Source organism: Cypionkella sp. (assembly GCF_028290025.1).
In the GTDB taxonomy this organism is placed as follows: Bacteria; Pseudomonadota; Alphaproteobacteria; order Rhodobacterales; family Rhodobacteraceae; genus Cypionkella.
On record NZ_JAQGKQ010000090.1, the window covers coordinates 1 to 22396 of the forward strand.

At 59.5% G+C, this 22396-nt stretch carries 18 protein-coding genes and 1 pseudogene; 10 read left to right on the plus strand and 9 right to left on the minus strand.

Annotated features, from left to right (window positions below; genetic code table 11):
• A pseudogene (locus JWS10_RS15650) lies at positions 1-599 on the minus strand (oligoendopeptidase F); the annotation flags it as partial.
• A 222-nt stretch (positions 600-821) separates the two neighbouring features.
• On the opposite strand from JWS10_RS15650, the gene JWS10_RS15655 reads away from it, so the two are divergent.
• From JWS10_RS15655 to JWS10_RS15670, 4 genes are read left to right on the plus strand one after another with little or no spacing between them, the layout of a single operon-like run.
• Positions 822-2234, plus strand: a complete 1413-nt coding sequence (locus JWS10_RS15655) for a circularly permuted type 2 ATP-grasp protein (RefSeq protein ID WP_299508797.1) — start codon at positions 822-824, stop codon at positions 2232-2234.
• 3 nt (positions 2235-2237) lie between these two features.
• Positions 2238-3185, plus strand: a complete 948-nt coding sequence (locus JWS10_RS15660; RefSeq protein ID WP_299473207.1) for an alpha-E domain-containing protein — start codon at positions 2238-2240, stop codon at positions 3183-3185.
• The gene (locus tag JWS10_RS15665; RefSeq protein ID WP_299508798.1) at positions 3185-3994 is read left to right on the plus strand and encodes a transglutaminase family protein; all 810 of its coding nucleotides are present in this window, start codon (positions 3185-3187) and stop codon (positions 3992-3994) included. Before JWS10_RS15660 ends, JWS10_RS15665 begins: the two co-directional genes overlap by 1 nt.
• Before the next feature lie 29 nt (positions 3995-4023).
• Positions 4024-4749, plus strand: coding sequence for a proteasome-type protease (locus JWS10_RS15670; RefSeq protein WP_299473212.1), 726 nt, complete (start codon positions 4024-4026; stop codon positions 4747-4749).
• A gap of 114 nt (positions 4750-4863) precedes the next feature.
• Here the strand turns inward: JWS10_RS15670 and JWS10_RS15675 are convergent, their stop codons facing one another.
• Both JWS10_RS15675 and JWS10_RS15680 read right to left on the minus strand, forming a co-directional pair.
• The gene (locus JWS10_RS15675; RefSeq protein WP_299508799.1) at positions 4864-5802 is read right to left on the minus strand and encodes an alpha/beta hydrolase; all 939 of its coding nucleotides are present in this window, start codon (positions 5800-5802) and stop codon (positions 4864-4866) included.
• On the minus strand, positions 5799-6086 hold the full coding sequence (locus tag JWS10_RS15680; protein ID WP_299508800.1) for an SCP2 sterol-binding domain-containing protein: 288 nt from the start codon (positions 6084-6086) through the stop codon (positions 5799-5801). Before JWS10_RS15680 ends, JWS10_RS15675 begins: the two co-directional genes overlap by 4 nt.
• Before the next feature lie 62 nt (positions 6087-6148).
• On the opposite strand from JWS10_RS15680, the gene JWS10_RS15685 reads away from it, so the two are divergent.
• The 5 genes from JWS10_RS15685 to JWS10_RS15705 all read left to right on the plus strand — a co-directional run bounded on the left by JWS10_RS15685 (position 6149) and on the right by JWS10_RS15705 (position 11174).
• A complete protein-coding gene (locus JWS10_RS15685; protein ID WP_299508801.1) occupies positions 6149-6709 on the plus strand; it encodes a tetratricopeptide repeat protein in 561 nt (186 codons plus the stop codon).
• A 15-nt stretch (positions 6710-6724) separates the two neighbouring features.
• Complete coding sequence (locus JWS10_RS15690) at positions 6725-9649, plus strand: helicase-related protein (RefSeq protein WP_299508802.1); 2925 nt, start codon at positions 6725-6727, stop codon at positions 9647-9649.
• Positions 9650-9663: 14 nt separating this feature from the next.
• On the plus strand, positions 9664-9993 hold the full coding sequence (locus JWS10_RS15695) for an RNA-binding S4 domain-containing protein (protein ID WP_299473224.1): 330 nt from the start codon (positions 9664-9666) through the stop codon (positions 9991-9993).
• 49 nt (positions 9994-10042) lie between these two features.
• The gene (gene fdxA / locus JWS10_RS15700) at positions 10043-10381 is read left to right on the plus strand and encodes a ferredoxin FdxA (protein WP_299473227.1); all 339 of its coding nucleotides are present in this window, start codon (positions 10043-10045) and stop codon (positions 10379-10381) included.
• A 283-nt stretch (positions 10382-10664) separates the two neighbouring features.
• Positions 10665-11174 carry a CarD family transcriptional regulator gene (locus JWS10_RS15705; RefSeq protein WP_299473230.1) on the plus strand — a complete coding sequence of 170 codons (510 nt, stop codon included), beginning with the start codon at positions 10665-10667 and terminating at the stop codon, positions 11172-11174.
• A gap of 68 nt (positions 11175-11242) precedes the next feature.
• On the opposite strand, the gene JWS10_RS15710 is transcribed toward JWS10_RS15705, so the two are convergent.
• On the minus strand, positions 11243-13204 hold the full coding sequence (locus JWS10_RS15710) for a cation:proton antiporter (RefSeq protein WP_299508803.1): 1962 nt from the start codon (positions 13202-13204) through the stop codon (positions 11243-11245).
• A 268-nt stretch (positions 13205-13472) separates the two neighbouring features.
• Entirely contained in the window at positions 13473-16784 is a 3312-nt protein-coding gene (locus tag JWS10_RS15715) for a hypothetical protein (RefSeq protein WP_299508804.1), read from the minus strand.
• 171 nt (positions 16785-16955) lie between these two features.
• Here JWS10_RS15715 and JWS10_RS15720 point away from each other — a divergent pair, with 171 nt between their 5' ends.
• A complete protein-coding gene (locus JWS10_RS15720; protein ID WP_299481291.1) occupies positions 16956-17642 on the plus strand; it encodes an SIMPL domain-containing protein in 687 nt (228 codons plus the stop codon).
• Positions 17643-17766: 124 nt separating this feature from the next.
• Here JWS10_RS15720 and JWS10_RS15725 read toward each other — a convergent pair whose 3' ends face one another.
• The 4 genes from JWS10_RS15725 to JWS10_RS15740 form a co-directional block, all read right to left on the minus strand.
• A complete protein-coding gene (locus JWS10_RS15725) occupies positions 17767-19053 on the minus strand; it encodes an O-acetylhomoserine aminocarboxypropyltransferase/cysteine synthase family protein (RefSeq protein ID WP_299508805.1) in 1287 nt (428 codons plus the stop codon).
• Between the two features lie 332 nt (positions 19054-19385).
• Positions 19386-20510: an aminotransferase class V-fold PLP-dependent enzyme gene (locus JWS10_RS15730; RefSeq protein ID WP_299508806.1), complete on the minus strand. Its 1125-nt coding sequence runs from the start codon at positions 20508-20510 to the stop codon at positions 19386-19388.
• Positions 20511-20515: 5 nt separating this feature from the next.
• On the minus strand, positions 20516-21628 hold the full coding sequence (locus JWS10_RS15735) for a 3-hydroxyacyl-CoA dehydrogenase NAD-binding domain-containing protein (RefSeq protein ID WP_299508807.1): 1113 nt from the start codon (positions 21626-21628) through the stop codon (positions 20516-20518).
• A complete protein-coding gene (locus tag JWS10_RS15740; protein ID WP_299508808.1) occupies positions 21628-22386 on the minus strand; it encodes an enoyl-CoA hydratase-related protein in 759 nt (252 codons plus the stop codon). The genes JWS10_RS15735 and JWS10_RS15740 overlap by 1 nt, the downstream gene beginning before the upstream one ends.
• Between the last annotated feature and the right edge of the window lie 10 nt (positions 22387-22396).

Here is a 22396-nt window from a genome sequence, read left to right on the forward strand (position 1 = left end):
ATCAACCCGGCCATCGTCTCATCAAACAGCTTGTTCCAGGCGCTCGCGCCGACCACCGAAGCGTCGTGCAAGTATTTCTCCAGCTCATCCGACAACTGATGCGGGCGCATCGCGCGCATCCGTTCAAACACCGGATTGTAGCGGGCAAGGTCGGCGTTGGACGCTATCAGGCTTGCAAGCGCCCCATCTTCCAAGCGGTTGAATTCAAGGCTAAAAAACACCAAAGGCGTGGTGAAATTGGTAATGCTGTCCTGCACGTCGGCCATGAATTTGGCGCGCTCGGAATCCATGGTGTTTTGGTAATAGCGCAGCCCGGCATACGACCCGATCCGGCCTGCGATGATGTCGATTTTTTCGTAGTCATGCACGCAAATCAGCATCTCCGCCGCTGACAAGCCAACCAGTTTGCCCTCGTATTTGGTGGCAAAATCGGCGCAGGCGGTTTCGAGCCAAGCCATGTCGCGCTGCAACTCTGGCGCGTCTGGGCTGGGATAAAGATCGCTCAGATCCCAGTCGGGAAGATCGCCGAAGCTGTTCGATCCGATACGGGCGTCAAACACCGGGCGTTGTTGGCCGGGGCGGGGCAGGGCAAGCGACATAGCGACCTCATTGATTGTTATACGCATCTAGGGGTCAAAGCCGGGCTTGTGCAAGGTCACCCGCGTAAAGTTGTCCAAGGCGCTTTGCTTAATAATTAAGCGGCAAATCGCAGGCGAACCGAGCGGATGTGCGAAAATCTAAGCGCTTTCAATCTTCTGCCCTTTACGGCGCACATTCGGCAGCCTTTACTCACAGCAATCAGAGTAAAAAGGCGGCAAGGCATGACCCCTTATTTCAACGAAATGTTCCAGAATAACGCGGTGCGACCGCCCTATGCGGGGTTGGAGGGCTGGAGCGCGGACATGCCCGCCGATATCCGGTTGGCGAAACAGGCCGAGGCCGAAGCGTTGTTTCGCCGCATCGGTATCACCTTTGCGGTCTATGGTGAGGGCGGCGACCCGGACCGTTTGATCCCGTTCGATATGTTTCCGCGCGTGTTCACCGCCAATGAATGGGCCAAGCTGGAGCGTGGCATCAAACAGCGTGCCCGGGCGTTGAACTCGTTTCTGGTCGATGTTTATGGTCGCGGCGAGATCGTCCGCGCTGGCCTTATCCCCGCCAAACTGGTCTACCAAAACGACGCCTATGAGAAATCCGTCTGCGGTTTCATCCCACCGAAAGGCGTCTATTCGCATATCGTTGGCATTGATATCGTCCGCACCGGGCCGAGCGATTTTTACGTGCTGGAGGATAACTGCCGCACGCCTTCGGGCGTCAGCTATATGCTCGAATCGCGCGAGATGATGATGCGGATGTTCCCCGATCTGTTCCGCGAGAACCGCATTGAGCCGATCGACAGCTACCCCGACAAACTCCGCCGCACTCTGGCCTCGGTAGCCCCCGCGAAATGTGACCGCGAGCCGACCGTGGTGATCCTCACCCCCGGCCATTTCAACTCGGCGTATTACGAGCATTCGTTCCTCGCCGATCTGATGGGCGTCGAACTGGTTGAGGGGCAGGATTTGTTCGTCGATGGTGCCTTTGTCTACATGCGCACCACCGAAGGCCCGAAGCGCGTCGATGTGATCTACCGCCGTCTCGATGACGACTACATCGACCCTTTGTGCTTCCGCCCCGATTCAATGCTGGGCGTCGCGGGGCTGATGGATGTCTACCGTTCTGGCGGTGTCTCAATCTGCTCGGCTCCGGGCGCGGGCGTGGCCGATGATAAGGCGGTCTACACCTATGTGCCCGAGATGATCCGGTTTTACCTTGGCGAGGAACCGATCCTGAAGAACGTCCCCACTTGGAAATGCGGTGACGCGTCGGATCTGAAATATGTCAGCGAGAACTTGGCAGACCTCGTGGTGAAAGAAGTCCACGGCTCGGGCGGTTACGGTATGCTCGTCGGCCCGAAATCGACCAAGCAGCAGGTCGAAGATTTCCGCGCGCTGATCATGGCCGACCCGAACAACTACATCGCGCAGCCGACCTTGGCTTTGTCCACCACACCGACCTTTGTCGAAGAAGGCATCGCGCCGCGCCACGTCGATCTGCGGCCCTATTGCCTCGTCGGCGAACGTATCGAACTTGTCCCCGGTGGCCTGACCCGGGTGGCTTTGCGCGAGGGCTCTTTGGTGGTGAACTCAAGCCAAGGCGGCGGCGTCAAAGACACTTGGGTATTGGCGGAGTAAATCATGCTTTCAAGAACCGCCGACAACCTCTACTGGATCGCCCGCAATATGGAGCGTGCTGAAACCGCTGCCCGCCTGCTTGAAGTCGGGGCGCGGATATCGCTGCTGCCCTCGGCGCAAGGCTATCGCAACGATTGGGACAGCCTTTTGCGCGCCTCTGGCAATGCCAACGGCTATGTCGCGAAATACGGCGCGCCGATGCAATCCAAGATCGAATCCTATCTGTTTTTCGACCGCGATAACCCGAACTCGGTGGCGTCCTGCATCGTCAACGCCCGCGAAAACGCGCGCATCGTGCGCACGGCTTTGACCACGCAAGTTTGGGATGCGCTGAACACCGCGTTTCAGGAACTCCGCCAGATTGAGGCGCAAACCGGCTACCGCGAACTCTCGCGGCTGACCGATTGGGTGATGCGGCATACCGCGATGGTGCGCGGCGCTATTGATGCGACGCTGCTGCGCAATGACGGCTATAACGTGCTGAACATCGGCTATTATCTGGAGCGTGGCGACAGCACCGCCCGGCTGATGGATGTGAAATACTACGTGCTGCTGCCGCGCGCCGATTATGTTGGAAGCGGCCTAGACAACGATCAATGGATGATGCTGTTGCGCGCCATGTCGGCCAATCGGGCGTTCCACTGGGCTTATGGCGGTGAAATCACCTCGGGCAAAATCGCGCATTTCCTGATTTTGAACCCGCAATGCCCGCGCAGTTTGATCACTTGTGTTGCCGGGATGAACAACCATTTGATCCGGCTGGCAAAACATTACGGTCGTGAAACAGAGGCGCAGCCGGCAGCGGCCAAGTTGCTGACCGATCTGGAGAATCAGTCCACCGACCAGATTTTCGAGGAAGGTCTGCACGAGTTTCTCACCCGTTTTATTGGTGAAACCGCGACTTTGGGCGCGATCATCCACAACTCTTATCTTTCGGGGGACATGCAGTAATGTTGCTCAGTGTCGAACACGTTACGATGTATCGCTACGACCGCCCGGTGCGCGGCGTGGTGCAAAGCCATCGCTTGACGCCGTCGAAGTTTGACGGCCAGCAAACCCTGGATTGGTCGGTGACGATGACCGGAGGCACGCTTGGCAGCGCGTTTCGCGATGGTGCCGGCGATTGGGTGCAGGGCTGGACAGTCGCTGGCCCGGTCGATGAGATCGAGGTGCGGGTATCGGGCCGGGTGCTGACCACCGATCTCGCCGGTGTCTTGCGCGGCCACAAGGAACTGGTGCCACCGCAAGCCTATCTGCGCGACACCGAAGCCACCGAGGCCGATGCGGCTTTGCTGGAACTGGCGCAGATCGTGCTGACCGCCGAGTCGCCACTGTCGGGCTGTCACAACCTGTGCGACGCAATTTCCGATGCGATCGTTTACAGACCCGGCTCGACCAAGCCGCGCACCACCGCCGCACAGGCTTTGGCGCAGGGCGAGGGGGTTTGTCAGGACCACGCGCAGGCGCTTATCTCGGCAGCGAGGGCAGGCGGTATTCCCGCGCGCTATGTCTCGGGCTATCTGCAATCGGGCCAAGACGGCATGGACCACGAGGCCGCCCACGCTTGGGGAGAGCTTTATATCGCGGGTATCGGCTGGATTGGATTTGATCCGGCGAACCGCTGCTGCCCGGATGATCGCTATATTCGGATCGGATCGGGCCTTGATGCACAAGATGCAGCGCCGATTCGCGGCATTTCTCGCGGCTCGGGCTCGGAAATCTTGTCGGTCACGGTTGCGGTTCAGACTCAGGAGCAATAGACTCTTCGGACTGTGAATCGGAGTGAACCATGACCTATTGCGTCGGACTTTTGTTGAATGCAGGCATGGTGCTGCTGTCGGATACCCGCACCAATGCCGGGCTTGATAACATAGCAACCTATCGCAAAATGTTCCACTTTGAAGAACCGGGCGAACGGGTGATCTCTCTGACCACGGCGGGCTCTTTGTCGGTGACGCAAACCACCATCGCGCGGCTGCGTGAGGCGATTGACGATCCTGATGCGACCGAGGCGACCTCTATCATGAAAGCGCCGACCATGCTGAAGGTCGCGCTGATCATCGGCGATATGCTTTCAACGGTGCGTCAAGAGATTGATGAAAAGTTGTCAACGATGAAGCAGAGCGCATCTGCCAGCATGATTGTAGCGGCACAGCGGCGCGGCGGCCCGATGCGGCTGTTTCTGATCTACCCCGAAGGCAACTTTATTGAAGCCACCGAAGACACGCCATTTCTGCAAATTGGCGAACATAAATATGGCAAACCGATTCTGGACCGGGTGGTTAACCCCAACACGTCGCTGGCTGATGCCGAAAAGGCCGTGCTGCTGTCGATGGATTCGACTTTGCGCTCTAACCTGTCGGTGGGAATGCCGCTGGATTTGTGCGTCATTGAAAAAGACGCCTGCCGGGTCAGCCGCAAGCGCCGGATTGAGGCTGGCGATGATAGCTTCCGTCTGATGTCTGAAGCATGGTCAAAGGCATTGCGCGACGCATTCACCCAGATCACTTTGTAAAATTTGCAAATACGCAGTGAAAAAAACGCGGCAAATCAACTGGCCGCTTAATGGCTTATAAATGGCCGCTTTATGGGTCGTTCATTTCTGGTTAACTCTAGACTGGATCTGACCTCAGCGGTGCTTGGAAAACAGCGCCGCAGCCGTGTCAAAATACCGCCCCCGCGTCGCTGCACGCTCCATCATGACCTCATGCTCAGCACCGGGATACATGTCCAAAGTGCCGTTTTTCCAAACTGACATCCGGGCATGAATAGGCGCGGTATCAACGATTTTCTCTTGCGTTCCCAAGGCAGTAACCGCCGGAACCTCGGGCGAGGCCAGCAGCGTCAGCGCGTGACATTCCGTCAACGCCGCCTTCAACCAACCCAAACTCGGGCCGCCCAAACACAATTCAGGATGTGCCAAAGCCTGCTGGCGCATATAGCCCCACATCTCGGCATCGGTGGTCAGGGTGTTTGCGTTAAACGGAGCCGTTAAAACATAGGTCTTAGCCCCAGTTCCCGGCGCATATCGCCCATCAAACTTGAACCACCGCGACGCCGAAGTCAGCGCCGCAGCCATCGGGCGCATCCATGCGGCGATCAAAATTCCCCACATCGGCGCCGAAAAAGACGCCGCTTTTATCGGAGCCTTGTTGTTGATCAGCGCCCGCAATCCGATGCAGCCGCCCATCGAATGTGCCATCAGATAATACGGTTCCGGCAACCCCTTTGCGCGGGCGAAACCTACCATCTCATTGAAATCAAGCTGGTATTCGTCGAAGTGCCCAACATGCCCGCTCATCACATCGTCAAACACCCGATCAGCCAAACCCTGCCCACGCCAGTCAATCACCAACGTCGCAAAACCGCGCGCGCGCAGATCACCCGCCGCACGGCCATATTTCTCGACATATTCCGTCCGCCCCGGCAGCAGCAAAACCGTGCCCTGCGCGCCGTCATGGGTCCACACTCCAACCCGCAACCGCACACCATCCGCAGCCGTCAGCCAAAACGCCGCACCCCCCTCAGGCCCATCCGCAACGCTGTCGTAAAGCGGAGCGTCGTTCACGACATCGCCGCCCCAAGCTGCATCGCCAGCCCCATGCTACCGTCAACCGTCAGTTTTCCCGTCATAAAAGCGGTGGTCGGGTTCATGTCACCGGCCAACATCGCCTGAAAAACCTCAGGTTCTGCGGTCAATGTCACGTCAGAAGGCTCATCCCCCGCACGCACCCCATCCGGGTCCACCATGATTGAGCCTTCGCCCGTCAACACAAATTTCGCCACGCCATCAAAGCCGTTCGGCAGCTTTTTCGCCAAAGCCGCAACCGCCGTCGAGATCACATCGCTCATCATATTCTCCTTCGTGAACGGGCGGCACTGGAATTCCCCGCCCATTGCGTTACCCTACCTTTATGAAAGCGCATCATGGGTTACACAATCGTATCGTTGCGGCAATTCTGCTGGTTTTGCTGTCATGCCTGCCAGTCGCCGCCCAAACCGCCAAACTCGACGAGCTTTTTGCACGGTTGCAGAAGGCGGATGCGGCCGAGGCTGCGCAAATCGAATCTGATATCTGGATGGAGTGGTCGAAATCAGGCTCTCCGGCGATGGATTTGCTGTTGCAGCGTGGCAAAGACGCGATGGCGAACGGTCAACCCGATGTAGCGGTGGAGCATTTGACGGCTTTGATCGACCATGCGCCAGATTTCGCCGAAGCTTGGAATGCCCGCGCCACCGCTTATTATCAACTCGGTGAGTTTGGCCCGTCGCTTTCGGATTTGGGCCAAGTACTGACATTAAATCCGCGGCATTTTGGTGCGCTGTCTGGTTTGGGCTCCATCTTCGAGGAACTCGGCAAGCCCGCGCAGGCGCTTGAGGTTTACAAAGCGACGTTAAAGATTGACCCGCATGCGCCGGGGGTTGAGGAAGCTGTTTCTCGGCTCGAAACCGAGCTTCAGGGCAAAGACCTATAAGGCAGGGCCAGAGATATGACTGCTGCCGGACAGGTTACGGCGGTCCTTGGGCCGACGAATACCGGGAAAACTCATTACGCGATTGAGCGGATGCTGGGGCATCGCACCGGGGTAATTGGCCTGCCGCTGCGGCTGCTGGCGCGTGAGGTTTACGACCGGATCGTGGCGTCGCGCGGGCCATCGGTGGTGGCTTTGGTGACGGGTGAGGAGCGGATTGTGCCTGACCGCGCGCAGTATTGGGTCTGCACCGTGGAGGCGATGCCGCTGGATACCGGCGCGGATTTCGTCGCGGTGGATGAGATACAGCTTTGTGCGGACCCAGAGCGCGGGCATGTGTTTACCGACCGGCTTTTGCGCGCAAGGGGGCTGCATGAGACGCTGTTCATGGGAGCTGAAACCATGCGGCCTGCAATCGCGGGGCTGATCGAGGGCGTGCAGTTTATCAAGCGTGAGCGGTTTTCCGAACTGACTTACACTGGGTCAAAAAAGATCAGCCGGATGCCAGAACGCTCTGCAATCGTTGGGTTTTCAGTGGAGAACGTCTATGCGATTGCAGAGTTGATCCGTCGCACAAAGGGCGGTTGTGCGGTGGTGATGGGCGCGCTTAGCCCTCGGACGCGGAACGCTCAGGTGGCTTTGTATCAGAACGGCGATGTCGATTATCTGGTGGCGACCGATGCGATTGGCATGGGGCTAAACCTCGATATCAAGCACATCGCGTTTGCTGCGACCTCGAAGTTTGACGGGCGGCGGACGCGGGCTTTATATCCGCAGGAATTGGCGCAGATCGCGGGACGCGCGGGGCGCTATCAGGAAAACGGCACGTTTGGGGTGACGGGTGAGGTGCGGCCACTGGACGCGGAAACCGTCGAGGCGATCCAGGAACATCGCTTCGATCCGGTGCGCAAGCTGGAATGGCGCAATCACGATCTGGAGTTCGGCAGCGTCGATCGGCTGATCCGAAGTCTCGAGGCCCCGACGGAAAACAAATGGCTGGCCCGTGCGCGGGATGCTGACGATGTACTGGCGCTGAAATATCTGTCGGAACTGCCAGAGGTGAAGCAAAAGCTTAATACCCCGCAGCGCATCAAGCTTTTGTGGGAGGTTTGCCGTATCCCAGACTTTCGCAATGCGGCAGGCAATGAGCATTTCACCTTGCTGGCGCGGATTTTCGATTTCCTCACCGGTCGCGGTTTGGCGCAGACTCGCATCCCGTCGGATTGGCTGGAAAAAGCCATCGCGCGGATAGATAAAGCCGGCGGAAATATAGATACCATTTCGAAACGACTGGCCTATATCCGAACCTGGACCTATGTTGCGCAACGCAAAGGGTGGACCGATAACGAAAGCCATTGGCGCGCCGAGACGCGCGCTGTAGAAGACCGATTGTCAGACGCGCTACATGGCGCTTTGACGCAACGATTTGTTGACCGGCGCACGTCCGTGCTGTTGCGGCGGTTGAAGCAGAAGGAGACCCTCGTGGCCGAGGTGAATGACAAGGGCGAAGTGACGGTTGCAGGCGAGTTCGTCGGCCGTCTTGAGGGGTTCCGTTTCCGTCAGGATGCGACCACTTCCAATGAAGAGGCGGCAACGCTGCGGCAGGCTGCCTTCGCGGCGCTAAAGCCGGAATTCCATCTGCGGGCGGATCGTTTTTATAACGCACCGGACACCGAGCTGGACTTCACCGAGCAGGGGGGCCTGATGTGGGGCACTCAGGCGATGGGCAAGCTGATCAAGGGCGCTGAACCTGCGCGTCCCGGTGTTGAGGCGTTTGTCGATGAAGAAGCTGGGCCGGATGTCGCCGACAAAGTGCGCCGCCGCTTGCAGCATTTCATCGACCGTAAGGTCGCCGCGAACTTTGAGCCTTTGCTGGCGATGGGCCGCGATGAAACCCTGACCGGGTTGGCTCGCGGTTTTGCGTTCCGTCTGGCCGAAGGGCTGGGCGTGATCCCGCGTGAGAATATCGCCAATGAAGTCAAGGAATTGGATCAAGAAGCCCGTGGCGCGTTGCGCAAGCATGGCGTGCGGTTTGGTCAGTTCACCGTGTTCCTGCCTGCGCTGCTGAAGCCTGCGCCGACCCGATTGCGATTGGTCTTGTGGTCTTTGTGGAACGGCTTGGATGAGTTTCCTGAAAGCCCGCCTCCGGGTCTGGTGACAATTCCGAACCTGCCTGCTGTGCCGAAAATGCACTACACGCTGGCGGGCTATCACCCGGCAGGCGCGCGCGCGATCCGCATTGATATGCTGGAGCGTTTGGCGGACATTCTGCGCACCAAAGATAGTCGAGCAGGCTTTGAGGCGACGCCGGATATGCTGTCGATCACTGGCATGACGTTGGAGCAGTTCAACGATCTGATGGGTGGGTTAGGCTATAAAGGCGAGAAAGCTGAACGTCCCAAGGTTAAGGCGGCCCCGGTTCCGGTGGCGGTTGATCCTGACGCTCCTATTCAGCCTATCCCAGAGGGCGAATCGGCTTTTGTGCAGCCAGACCCGGTCGAGCCCGAAGCCGCGCCGGAGATGGAGTCGTTTTACACCTTCATTTGGGCACCAAAACCACGGCCGCGTCCAGAACGCCCGGCGCGCCCGGAACGTGCTCCTCGTCCAGATGCCCCGGCAGCAGAGCGTGGACCTCGTCCGGAACGTGGGCCTCGGCCTGATCGCGGCCCGAAGAAGGAAGGCGATGCTCCTGCCGCAGATCGTGGGCCTCGACCAGAACGCGCTCCGCGTGTTGAGGGTGACAAGCCAGCGCAGGCCGATCGTGGCCCGCGCCGCGAAGGAGAAAAGCGCGAAGGCTACAAGGGCAATAAACCGCATGGTGGCAAGCCCAATGACCGTGACAACAAGCCAAAAACCTACGAACAGCGGCCGCCGCGCGTTGAAAAGCCGATCGACCCCGACAATCCCTTCGCCGCTTTGATGGCGTTGAAGGCCAAGCTGTAGTCTTCGGGATCTGATTGGCCGGGCCGGGGGCAAAACCACAAAAAGATGTTCAGCCGAAACTTCGGCTGGACAAATGGCTTTTCGCGGCACGGTTTTTCAAAAACCGTGACCTCGCCGCCGAAGTGATCGAAAGCGGCCATCTGCGCTTGAACGGCCAACGCTGTCGCAAGCCGGGGCATAGCGTGATGGAAGGTGACACGCTGACCTTCTCGCAGGGCAGGGCGGTTCGGCTGATCCGTGTGCTGGCACTGTCTGAACGCCGTGGCCCAGCCCAAGAAGCGCAAACACTTTATCTCGATCTGGCACCAACTGCCGACGCCAATCTGAATGATCGGCTTGAATGATCGGCCCGGCTTTAGTACTCAGGCCACGCTGAATTAGGAGCGCCTGACCATGACCTATGTGGTGATCGACAACTGCATCGCCTGCAAATACACCGACTGCGTCGAAGTTTGCCCGGTGGACTGCTTCTACGAGGGCGAGAACATGCTGGTCATTCACCCCGATGAATGTATCGATTGTGGTGTGTGCGAGCCTGAATGTCCCGCCGATGCCATTCGCCCGGATACCGAGGCCGATATGGACGCTTGGGTGACGTTTAACCGCAAATACTCGGAAATGTGGCCGGTGATCGTCACCAAAAAAGATCCTTTGCCGGGCTACGAAGAACGTGACGGAGAAACTGGCAAGCGCGAGAAATATTTCTCGGAAGCGCCGGGGCAAGGGAACTAAAGCACTGGGTGATTCGAGCTGCTTCGATCACGAAACGGGTACAACACTGAATATTCAGCGATTCCATATGGTAATGCGCTTGGACTGGTCTGTTGTGACGGTTGGAATCAGTGCATTTTTGTGTTATACATAAGTTACAAATAAACACGGATGCCTGCATAATCCCAAAAGCTGACAGGTTGGGGTGAAATCTTGTAAGAAAACGAAGCCGTTTTGTCGGGGTGAATTCCCCGCGACGGTGGCTTTTTTCTACGGAACAGGGTCCTGCCGAGGAATCGACTGAATGACCAAATCCAAGAAGCCTGATTTTCGTCCTAACGAGTTCGTTGTCTACCCTGCGCATGGCGTTGGCAGGATTATCTCTATCGAAGAGCAAGAAATCGCCGGTTTTGTGTTGGAACTGTTCGTGATTTCGTTTGAGAAAGACAAGATGACGCTGCGGGTTCCGACCCATAAAGCGACCGATGTTGGCATGCGCTCGCTGTCGTCGCCGGATCTGGTGACCAAAGCCCTTGATACGCTCAAGGGTAAAGCGCGCGTTAAGCGGGCGATGTGGTCGCGTCGGGCACAGGAATATGAACAAAAGATCAACTCGGGCGATTTGATGGCGATTGCGGAAGTGGTGCGCGATTTGCATCGCAGCGATGACCAGCGCGAACAGTCCTATTCGGAACGTCAGCTTTATGAAGCGGCGTTGGAGCGTTTGACCCGTGAAGTTGCAGCCGTATCGGGTGTCGATGAAGCTGGCGCACAGAAAAAAGTTGGCGACGTTTTGGTTAGCCGCGCCGCCTGACGCTGCGCTTGTTCTGCGGCCAAATTTTAGCAAAAAGGCGGTCTTCGGGCCGCCTTTTCCATTGGTCGCTATTGGTCCGTTGGCTTAGCGGTAGGTTCTTCCATATCGGGAAACAGCATCGCTTGCAGCACCTCAGGCGGTTCCTCTGCAGCCATTGGCCTGACCTCGTGCAACTCCTCCATCATCGCGATTTCGAGATCACGGTCGAGTTGTTTGGCGCGCGCAATATAAGCGTCGTTCAGATGGGTGGGCTGACCCGGCACCCAAACTTCCGCCAAATCACGCATCGCTCCACGGTCAACGCGGAAATAGGCTTGGCTGACCTTGGCGGCCTCATACTCAGAAAACCCCATGTTTTCCAGTACATAGCGCCCGGCCCGGATGGAGCTGTCAAAGGTTTCGCGCACGATGTCATTGGCACCCGCCTGATACAACTCATAGACATGCACCCGGTCGCGGGCCCGCGCGACGATGTGAATATCCGGGCGCCGCGATCTGGCGTAGCGCACAATCCGCGTCGCAGTCTCGCGGTCATCCATCGCGATAACGATCACCTGCGCATCGGCCAAGCCCGCCGCATCCAACAGTTCTGGCCGCCCAGGATCGCCAAAAAAGCCCTTCACACCGAATTTTCGCATCGTTTCAATCGTGGTCATATCGTTGTCGAGCACCACCGTCGGGATGCCAGACGTGCGCACCAACCGATTGACCACCTGCCCAAACCGCCCGATTCCAGCGATGATTACCTGGCCCTTCTCGTCGATTTCATCGGGGGCATGATCGGGCGTACGATGGGCAAAGCGCGCGGTCAGCCAATCATAACCGATGAACAGCAATGGCGTCAGCAGCATCGACAGACTGATCACCAGCAGCCCCATTTGACCCGCCGCAAGCGGTAAGGCGCTTTCCGATCGCGCAATGCTGACGATCAGAAAACCAAACTCACCGCCCTGCGCCAAACTAAGCGCGAACAGCCAGCGATCATGCCGTTTTAGTTTGAACACCAAAGAAATCGCCAGCAGTATCAGCGCCTTCAGCAGCATCAGCCCCAGCGTTAGGCCCAGCACCAGCAGCGGCTCTCGCGCCAGCATTTTGAAGTTGATGCCGACTCCGACCGTCATAAAGAACAGCCCAAGCAGCAGGCCCTTGAACGGTTTGAGATCGGCCTCAAGCTGATGGCGAAACTCCGAGTTCGCCAGAACAACCCCCGCCACGAAGGTGCCCAAAGCTGGCGAGAGGCCGACCAGCATCATCAGAAAAGCGATACCCAGCACCATCAGAAGGCTGATGAACGTGCTCATTTCCGGCAGTTTCGCTGCATGGACAAAGCGGAATATCGGGCGGCTCAGATAATGACCCGCCAGTACAATGCCCGCGACAATCGCCAGCGTCAAAAGCCCGGCACCCCAGCCCGGCAACGATTGCACGGTGGTGATCAGCTGCGAAGTTGCGGCGTGTTCGACCACATCCTGCCTATTGATAACGCCGTAAACGTCGGAGGTCTGGCCGACCAGATCGGGCAGCGCGAGCAGCGGAATGATCGCCAACATTGGGATCACCGCCATATCTTGGGTCAGCAACACCGAGAACGCTGAACGGCCGCCTTGTGTGCGCATCAGGTTTTTTTCGGACAGCGTTTGCAGCACGATTGCGGTCGATGACAGCGAGGCCATCATGCCCAAAACAAACGCCACCGCAGGTGACATGCCGAACCAAATCAAGCCGATCGCGACGCTGCCCGTGGTCAACACCACCTGCGCGCCTCCCATGCCCAGCAGTTTATGCCGCATCTCCCACAACGATTTCGGCTCGAGTTCCAAACCGATCAGGAACAGCATCAACACAACGCCGAATTCGGCAAAATGCTGAAGATCGGCTGTTTCGGCGCCGGTCAGACCCAAGATCGGCCCCATCAAAATCCCGGCGGCCAGATAGCCCAGCACCGAGCCCAAGCCCAACCTTACCGCTAAAGGCACCACGCAAACCGCGGCACCAAGGTAGATTGATGCTTGCAGCAAAAAACTTTCCATCACGCACTTTCACGCTAACAGCGGCAAACCGCCCAGACATCTGGATCTTCGAATTTGATTTCGCACCAATGCGGCAGAAATGTCGTGGCCACATTGCAGCAATAAATCGAGGGGAAAAACCGCATCCTTGCGGCAAATACCTCAAACAATGATTCACAAGCAGCAGTTCCGCCTTGAATTTGGGCTACGCCAGCGAAGCACTTCGCGCGTTTAATTAGTAGATCAAAGCAACGCTTGGTCAGAACCGGATCGAGGCTTGGCGGAGTGATCAGCTTTTTGGCATCGCCAAAGCGACCAGACGTCCGCCTTTTTGATAGCGCACTTCGGTTGCGGTGATGGCAGCCACGCGCCCGCCGCCGTCAATGCTATCGCCGACACGCACCTTTTTGTAACGCCCAGCCGCGGTGCGGACCAAAGCATAACGCTTTGACTGCGTGCCATACACGCCGATCAGGTTCAGCTTGGAGAGGTTGATAGCGTTCTTAAACGTCGCCTGTTTGGCCACCGTGGCTTTGGTGGGAATTTTCGGCGCGGCAGACGCAATCTCTGGCTCACCGTCAGCCTCGGCACTGGTGTTTTTCTCGGGGGCGGCGGCCACCTTCGGCTTGGGCTCTGCGACGGGTTCGGGTTCTGGTTCTGGTTGGCGCGCAACTGCGGCTACGGCTGCCTCTACCGCGCGGCTCAGATCTCGAGGCCGCGTCGCAGGTTTGCGGCTGATCGCAACCGCGAGCTTTGATCCGCCACTGAGGGCGGCTTCCTGGTTGAGTTGCTCTGCTTGCGCAGCGAGCGATGCACCGGCCGAAGCTTGTTGGGCCTGCCGTCCAGCAGAAAGAATGCCTGGCGGACGAGCCGAGGGGCGCAGGCCCGCAAGCCGGCTATCAATAACCGGAGCCAGCGCGCCTTGATCCGTGCTGGCAGGGACAAGTCCTGCGGGACGGGTCTTTGGCTTTTTGCCAGCAAGGGCAGGGTCTGCCAATACCGGCGGTGCGGTGGCTGTCGGCAACGCAACCTCTGGCAGCGTGGGGTTCGTCACCGCGGGCTTGGCTGCCGCCGCCGCTGCAGCCACTGTCGCCGGGCGCTCGGTTGGCACCAACGCGGGTTTGCCGGCGCGCAATAAAACCCCTTCAGGGGTGATAATGCCTTCGGGCGTCGGTTTGATCGCACCGTTCGCCTCGAATTGATACACCGTGCCAAATGGTGGCGGTGATGGCTGGGCCGTGGGCAGTTGATCGCCTTGCGGCAGCGGCTGCTCAAGCGACAGCGGATCGGGCGATACAGGTGCCGCATCCGTCGAGGCCAAGAAAATCTCATCATCGGTGCCGGTAGTCGAGTTCACCGGCGGCGCTGTCTCGGCCGCAACATCCAAGGCGGGTGCCGGGGCAGGTTCAGGTACAGCGGCTGGCGCTGCCGCCTCAGTGGCAGGCTCAGCCATGGCATCCGCCACCTGATCGGCCGCATCCGCCGCATCGGGGGAAGGCACGATATCTTCGACCGGGGCCGCTCCGGGGTCGCTTACCGAGGCTGTGTCGGACAATTCGGCAGGGTCTTGCATATCCGCCAGCATTTCGTCGTTCGCGTCAGGAATATCGGTGGCATCTGTGCCCTCGCTATCGGCAGCACCAACCTCAACCGGTTGATCGCCGCCAATGTTCCATGCGCCCATCGAATAAGATGACCATGCCGCGATCATCGCGAGCAAGAACAACAGCACGACGGTCAGCACAAGGCCAAGATAGCGCGGCTTGCCCTTTACGGGTTCGCGAGGCGCAAAACCACCGGGGCTTCGCGCAGTAGCCGGACGCGGAGGCTGCGGATTGGCGGCAGAGTTGGCTCCGGTACTTTCCGTCGATTTCAGCGGCGGCAATGCGGAAGGAATAGCCACCTTGCTGCGTGGCTTTACCGCGCCATTGCTGGGTGGGGTTGCAAAATTCGACAGGCCGCGCAAGCCGGGTTTGCCGGATTTAGCTGGTTTAACAGCCGCCTCTGGCCGTTGGAGGCCGGGGCGCTGCATAGCGGACGGTTGCATAGCAGAAGAAGCCTGCATATCGCCGGATTGCATCCCCGCCAGCGGCTTTGCTGCGGACGGGCGCTGCGCAGCAGCTTTTGCCGCTCCCAAGGCTGGTGCTTTGCCCGCAAGCAGATCGTTGCCCTGTCGACGGCTAGAGAACGCGCCTAAGGCAGCAGCTGAAGGCAGTGGAGGCAGATCCTCGGCAATGGCCGGATCAATTACCCGTGCGGCTTTTGCCGAAAGCGCGGCGCGGATTGCACCGGCACCCTGCGGCTCGGCTTCTTCCAGATCATTGCTGTCATCATCGCCGCTCTCATCGGCAACATCCAAGGCCATTGGCGCTTCGTCAGCCTCGGGTTGCAACGGCTTTGCAGACTCGGGCGGGGCAGGTCGTGGCAACACGGGCTGAGCTATTGGGGCCGAAAGCGTATCCGCCAACGCAGCGATCAGAGCGCTATCGTCTTCGGGGCCCACATCGCCGCGTTGCGCTTCGATAAAAGTAGGAAGCGCGGGCTTGGCTATTCCGTCTGGTGTGGCGGCTTCAGGGGACGCTGCCGCGATTTCAGCTGCAAGCCCCGGATCAGGCGTGAAATTACGCGCTGCAGGACGCAGCTCTGGTTGGGCCGCTACCGTATCGGCTTCGCGCATTTCCGCTGCCGCGAGAATATCTTCCGGTTCTGACGATAGCGTGCCCGCGTAAAAAGGCGTCGGCTCAGGCTCGGGAGTAAAAGGCGGCGCTGGCTTTGGCTCGTAAGCAGGCTGAGGCTCGTAAACAGGCTCTGGCTCGTAAGCAGGCTCTGGCTCGTGAGCAGGCTGCGCCTCGTAAGCAGGCTGCGCCTCTGCATCCAGCGGTAAAGTGAGCCCGGTAGCGGCGTCAGGTGTGTCAAAGGCTTCCGGCGCTGTTTCAACCTCGAACTCGGCGACCGGCGCGTCTTCCAACACAAACTCAGGCTGCGGGTCGGCTTGGAAAGTTGTTGCGAATTCAGCCTCGGGCTCGGCAACTGACCGCACAGCGGTGTGCGAACCACGCGAGGCCATCATCACCGGCATCGTATCGCGCTCAACCTCACTGTCATCAGAGACCAGCGATGGTGCCATTGCCGAAAGCCCAAACCACGGCTCGCCGTCAAACGTTCCGTCCTCTGGTGAGGCTACAAAGGCGATCGGGTTCAAGCGATGTTCGGCTGCAAAGCCCTCCGCCTCAGCCAAGGTTTCCTTGGCAATCACTGCGACCTGAACCTCTGGCCCGGTGCCGCTATAGTCGAAGGCCAGGTCGGCGACTTCGTAAGGGGTGCGCCCTTGAAGGGCTGCCGTAACCTGGGCGTGCCGCGACGCCGCATCCGGCCCCGGCGCATGCACGGTCAGGTACAAAACTTGTTCGTTCGGGATGACGACTTTGGTCTCAAGCCCGCGCGGCGAGAGGCCAAGCGCGGTCGCCCGCAGATAGCCCAACGCTTCGGTCAGATCAGGTGTATCAAGCGGAACAGCACCAACAAGCTGCCAACCGCTTCCAGAGCGGTGCAGCAAGCTGATGGTTTCATCGCGGAAGTCGAGTGCAAAAGCTGGTTTCATTTCACGGGTCTAGCACAAGGGGGGCACCGCAGGAAACGCGCCTCGCACGGTTTTGACCTTCCTATAGCAGCTTTTTGCCGAAGGAAAGAAAAAGCCAAGACGCCACCAAGGAATGCCTTGCGGCGCGCGTCATATCAATACAGCTAAGGCGCATAACTTTTGGAGGTTCCCATGCGTGTTATTAATTCTCTGTTTCTATCTGCTGCCCTCGCACTGCCACTCGCGGCCCCAGCATTTGCCGATAACGTGATCACCGTCACGGGTGAAGCCACCGTGCAAGTGACGCCCGACATGGCGACAATCTCGCTTGGCGTCACCACCGATGGTGCGTCGGCTGCCGAGGCTATGGCTGCCAATTCTAAAGCGCTGCAAGCCGTGATCGACCGGCTGAAATCGGCAGGGATTGAGGACCGCGATCTGCAGACCTCCAACCTGTCGTTGAACCCAAATTGGATCGGTTACGATTCGGGCCAAACTCCGAAAATCGCGGGCTACGTGGCGTCGAACATGCTGAGCGTGCGGGTGCGGGCTTTGGATACGTTAGGCTCCGTGCTGGATGCCAGCATCACCGATGGCGCGAATGCGCTGAACGGCATCACCTTTGATCTCGCAGCGCCACGCCCGGCGCAGGACGAGGCCCGTAAAGCCGCCATTGCCGACGCCAAGGCCCGCGCCGAATTGCTGACTTCGGCCGCCGGTGTGAAGTTGGGCAAGATCGAGTCGATCACGGAAAGCGCAGGCTATGGTGCGCCGACGCCGATGTTCCGCGATGAGAAAGCTGCCGCTGCGGTGCCAGTCGCCTCGGGTCAGATCGGAATGTCCGCCGCTGTGACGATCACCTATGAGATCGTCGAGTAACTTCTTAGTTTCATCTGTCCTTAAATATCCCCGCCGGAGGCATCCGACATTGGCTGAATGAATCTCCGGCGGAAGTATTTCAAATCGACAAGCCCAGAGGAATATCCCTCTGGGCTTGTTCATTCTACGAGGTCGCTTCCGTCAGGGCTTGATCCAGATCGGCAATGATATCCTTCACGTCCTCAATCCCAATCGAAAGCCGCACCACGTTCGGGGCCGCGCCGGCGCGAATTTGCGCCTCCTCCGCCAACTGGCGGTGGGTGGTCGAGGCTGGGTGGATGATCAGGCTGCGGGTATCGCCAAGGTTGGCGACATGGCTGAACAGTTTCACGCTATCCACCAGCTTTACGCAGGCGTCATAGCCGCCCTTCACCGCGAAGGTGAACAACGCACCTGCACCTTTTGGCGTGATCGACTCGGCGCGTTTGCGGTAGGGCGAGGAATGCAGGCCCGCGTAGGTCACAAACTCTACGCGGGGGTCTTGCTCCAGATACTCCGCGACGACGATGGCGTTTTCGACATGGCGCTGCATCCGCAGGCCGAGGGTTTCGATCCCCATCAGGGTGTAATGCGCGCCTTGCGGGTTCATCGTCATACCCAGATCGCGCAGGCCGACGGCGATGGAGTGGAAAGTGAAGGCCATCGGGCCCAAGGCGGCGTGGAAGGTGAGGCCGTGATAGGCGGGTTCGGGTTGGCTGAGGCTGGGGAATTTATCCGATGCCGACCAGTCGAACTTGCCTGAGTCTACGACGACCCCGCCCGTCACCGTGCCGTTGCCGGTCAGGTATTTGGTGGCGGAGTGGACGACCAAAGTAGCGCCGTGCTCGATGGGTTTGCACAGGTAGGGGGTGGCGGTGGTGTTGTCGACGATCAGGGGGATGCCCGCTTGATCGGCAATGCGGGCCAATGCGTCGAGGTCGCTGACATAGCCACCGGGGTTGGCGATGGTCTCGCAGAAGATCGCGCGGGTGTTTTCGTCAATGGCGTGCTCGACGGCGAGCAGGTCTTCGGTATCGACAAATTTCGCCGACCAGCCGAAGCGTTTGATGGTTTGGCTGAACTGGGTGATCGTGCCGCCGTAGAGGCGTGACGAGGCGACGATGTTCAGGCCCGGGCCCATTAATGGGAACAGCGCCATGATTTGGGCTGCGTGACCGGACGAGCAGGCGACGGCTCCGGCTCCGCCTTCTAGCGCGGCCACTCGGTTGGCGAGGGCTGAGACGGTGGGGTTTGTCAGGCGAGAATAGATGTAGCCGACCTCTTGCAGGTTGAAGAGTTTCGCTGCGTGATCGGCGTCTCGGAAAACGTAGGCGGTGGTTTGGTAGATCGGGACTTGCCGCGCCCCGGTGGCTGGGTCGGGTGCAGTGCCTGCGTGGATGGCAAGGGTGTCGAAGCCTAGGGGTGCGGTCATAGTATCCTCCCGTGGATGAATGGGCGCAGGGTAGGCTCGCCGCGAGAGTCGGGCAACGGGAAAGAACGAGGGCTGCCCGCGTGTGGACTGTTTGGAAAATTGTTAGTTATCAAGGGGGGCTTTTGGAAGTTAAGGGTTTGTTAGGGGTTTGGGGCGGGTGGTTTTGGTTTTTGGGATGGCGATCTGGTATGTGATGGAGGCTTTGGTTGTGGGGTGGATGCCTCCGGCGGGGATATTTTTGCCAAGGCGAAATGGTTAGGGAGTGATCGTGCCGGAGGCTTTCGTGTTGCTGTCAGAGCCTCCGGCGGGAGTATTTTTGCCGATGTGAATTGTTAAGGGCGCAATAGTTTGGTGAGGGCTGCGATCAGGGTTTCGGTGCCTGCCATTGTGGTCAGGTTGCCGGGGGAGAGGCGGAGGGTTTGGCTGCGGGCGTCGGTGGTGATGCCTTGGGCGCGTAAGGTGTTGACGATTTCGGCGGCTTTGTGGGTTTCGGGCAGGCGCAACATGATCGAGCCGCCGCGTTTGTCGGGGTGCCTTGGGCTAAGCAGGGTAAGGTTTAGCGCGTCGGCGGCCTCAATGATGCGGGCGGTGAGTTGGCGGTTGTGGGCCAAGAGCGCGCTTTGGTCTTGGGTGGCGTGCCAATCCAAGGCGGGCAGGCTCCCGAGCGCCGCCATCGTGCCGGGGGTGCCGTTGTCATAGCGGCGGATGTCGGGGGCGTATTCGAACGCGGTGATATCCCAGTTGAACGGGTTGGCTTGCGAAAACCAGCCGCGCAACTCGGGGTGGCAATGCGGGGTGAGGCGCGGGCTGACGTAGAGGATGCCTGCTCCGGGGGTGCCGCACATCCATTTGAGGGAGGTGGAGACGGTGAAATCGACCTCGGGTGCCATCACGTCACAGGGGATCAGGCCAGCGGCTTGGGTGATGTCGGTGCCGATCAGCGACCCCATGCGGCGGCCGTGGGCGACCATGCGTTTGAGGTCGATGCGGTGCGAGGTGAGGGACGATACCCACGTCAGCAGGGCGAGGCCGACGTCGGGAGTCCAAGCCTCAATGAAGTCGTCATCCTCGACGTATCCCATGCCCTGACGGAGTGGGACGGTGTGCAGGGTGAAGCCATATTTCTCGGCCATACCGTTCAGCAGGAAGTGGTTGGAGGGGAAGCAATCGGCCCCAACCAGCACTTTGCGGCCCTTCAGATGGCTTTCCGGCAGCGAGGTCAGCAGCGCATGGAAGGCGGCGGTGACGTTTTCGGTGGCGGTGATCGACTGCGGCGGAGCGTTCAGGATGGAGCGCCAGCGGTCGATGAAATCTGCGCGTTTGCCAAGCGCGTAAGCCCATTGGCTATCATCGGGCTTGCCCCACACGCCCGCAAATTCGGTCATGGCGGCGGCGAGATCGGCGGCCTTGCCGGGATACATGCCGATGGAATGGTAGAGAAAATAGGTATCGGACATATAGTTCACCGGATGAGGAAGGGGGCGGGGGCGTAGCGGGGTTTTAAGGCGTCGGGCGCTTTGGCTGCGAGGCTTTGCAGGGTGGCGAGGATTGTTTCGGTGGTGTGAAAACTTAAGGATTCGAACGGGCCGCGCGGGAAGTTGAGGCCGAGCCTCAAAGCCGTGTCGATGCCTTCGGGCGTGGTGCCGCCTTCATCCAGCAGCCAAGCGGCCTCATTGATCAGTGTGGACTCGATACGCAGTGCGATTTCTGGGTTAGGTTTCGGAGTGGTCTGCGCGGGGTAGACGAAGCCTTGGCCGGATTTGCGGCCTAAGTTTCCGCTGGCGACTTGGCCTTTCAGAGCTGCGAAGACATGATAACGCGGATGATTTTGCATGGCGGTTGATAGGCCCTCGGTCGCGGCCAGGTTTATATCCGCTCCGATCAAGTCGATCAACGCGAAGGGGCCGAGGCGGTATCCGGCGGCCATCATCGCGGCGTCTATTTCCTCGGCCTCGTGGCCTTCGGCAAGCAGGGCAAGGGCTTCGCCGTAATAGGGGCGGGCGCAGCGGTTGACGATGAAGCCGGGGCGGTCGGGGCATTGGATCACTGTTTTGCCAGCGGCTTCGGCGATCTCGCGGGCAAGGCTGAGGGCCGCAGTGGAGGTGCCTGCGTGGGGAGCGAGTTCGACCAGTTTCATCGCGGTGGGCGGGTTGAAGAAGTGCAGCGCGAGGATGCGGTTGGGCGTGGTCGCGGTGCTCGCGATGGTGGCGACGGGGATGGAAGAGGTGTTGGTGGCGAGGATTGTGCTGGCGGGAATGATGGCTTCGAGCTCGGCAAATAGGGCTTGTTTGGCGTCGGGACGCTCGGCGATGGCTTCGATGATGAGGGTGCAGGCGGTGAACTCGGTTAGGGTTTCAGCGATCTGCAAGTTGGCTAGGGTGGCGTCGCGGGCTTGCTCGGTGAGTTTTCCAGCGGTGATGCGGGCCGTTAGGGCTTGCCCCATGCGCTCGCGGGCGCTGGCGCGGGCCGGGGCGTGGGCGTCGGTGGCGATGGTGCGAAAGCCTGCACTGGCAAAGACTTGCGCGATCCCTAGGCCCATGGTGCCGAGGCCGATGATACCTATGGTGGGGTGCATTATGCGCCTGTGAAGCTGGGTTTACGTTTTTCGCGAAAGGCGGCGATGCCTTCGGCTTTGTCTTTGGTGTCCATCAGCGCCTCAAAATTTGCGCGCTCCACGGTGAAGGCGAGGGTGGCTTCGTCTCCGGCTACGAGGGCTGCTTTGGCGGCTTGTAGGGCGAGCGGCGCGCGCTGGGCGAGTTTAGTGGTGAGGGCGACGGCGTCGGGCAGGGCAGAGCCTGTGGCGAGATAGGCGGCGATGCCCCATTGGTGGGCGGTCTCAGCGTCGATGATTTCGCCCGTCAGGATCATGCGGCTGGCGCGGGCACGGCCTGCAAGGGCGAGCAGGCGCTGGGTGCCGCCTGCGCCGGGGATCAGCCCGAGGTTGGTTTCGGGCAGGCCGAGTTTGGCGGTCTCACCTAGGATGATGAGGTCGGCCATCAGGGCAAGTTCCAAGCCACCGCCCAATGCGAAGCCGTCGATGGCGGCTATCAGCGGTTTGGGGAAGGCTCGGACGGTTGCCCAGTGGGCTTTGCGGGGGTCGGTTGCGGCTTGCGCGCTCGTTTTGGTGGCGATTTCGGTGATGTCGGCTCCGGCGGCGAAATTGCCATCATTGCCGGAGATGAGGACGGCACGGATGTTCTGGTCGGTGGCGGCTTGGGTCAAAGCATCGGCCAGCGCCGCCAAAGTCGCGGTGTTCAGCGCGTTTTTCACCGCAGGGCGGTTCAGCTCAATATGCAGCCAGAACGGGTGCTGGGTGATCGTCAGATTTTCCATGACAGCACTA

Bases quoted from the DNA above. Each gene is read 5' to 3' on its own strand.
- JWS10_RS15740 (WP_299508808.1), bottom strand. From the start codon at position 22,386: ATGGAAAATCTGACGATCACCCAGCACCCGTTCTGGCTGCATATTGAG.
- JWS10_RS15670 (WP_299473212.1), top strand. From the start codon at position 4,024: ATGACCTATTGCGTCGGACTTTTGTTGAATGCAGGCATGGTGCTGCTG.
- JWS10_RS15710 (WP_299508803.1), bottom strand. From the start codon at position 13,204: ATGGAAAGTTTTTTGCTGCAAGCATCAATCTACCTTGGTGCCGCGGTT.
- JWS10_RS15715 (WP_299508804.1), bottom strand. From the start codon at position 16,784: ATGAAACCAGCTTTTGCACTCGACTTCCGCGATGAAACCATCAGCTTG.
- JWS10_RS15655 (WP_299508797.1), top strand. From the start codon at position 822: ATGACCCCTTATTTCAACGAAATGTTCCAGAATAACGCGGTGCGACCG.
- JWS10_RS15690 (WP_299508802.1), top strand. From the start codon at position 6,725: ATGACTGCTGCCGGACAGGTTACGGCGGTCCTTGGGCCGACGAATACC.
- JWS10_RS15735 (WP_299508807.1), bottom strand. From the start codon at position 21,628: ATGCACCCCACCATAGGTATCATCGGCCTCGGCACCATGGGCCTAGGG.
- JWS10_RS15665 (WP_299508798.1), top strand. From the start codon at position 3,185: ATGTTGCTCAGTGTCGAACACGTTACGATGTATCGCTACGACCGCCCG.
- JWS10_RS15730 (WP_299508806.1), bottom strand. From the start codon at position 20,510: ATGTCCGATACCTATTTTCTCTACCATTCCATCGGCATGTATCCCGGC.
- JWS10_RS15660 (WP_299473207.1), top strand. From the start codon at position 2,238: ATGCTTTCAAGAACCGCCGACAACCTCTACTGGATCGCCCGCAATATG.
- JWS10_RS15725 (WP_299508805.1), bottom strand. From the start codon at position 19,053: ATGACCGCACCCCTAGGCTTCGACACCCTTGCCATCCACGCAGGCACT.
- fdxA (WP_299473227.1), top strand. From the start codon at position 10,043: ATGACCTATGTGGTGATCGACAACTGCATCGCCTGCAAATACACCGAC.
- JWS10_RS15685 (WP_299508801.1), top strand. From the start codon at position 6,149: ATGAAAGCGCATCATGGGTTACACAATCGTATCGTTGCGGCAATTCTG.
- JWS10_RS15720 (WP_299481291.1), top strand. From the start codon at position 16,956: ATGCGTGTTATTAATTCTCTGTTTCTATCTGCTGCCCTCGCACTGCCA.
- JWS10_RS15705 (WP_299473230.1), top strand. From the start codon at position 10,665: ATGACCAAATCCAAGAAGCCTGATTTTCGTCCTAACGAGTTCGTTGTC.
- JWS10_RS15680 (WP_299508800.1), bottom strand. From the start codon at position 6,086: ATGAGCGATGTGATCTCGACGGCGGTTGCGGCTTTGGCGAAAAAGCTG.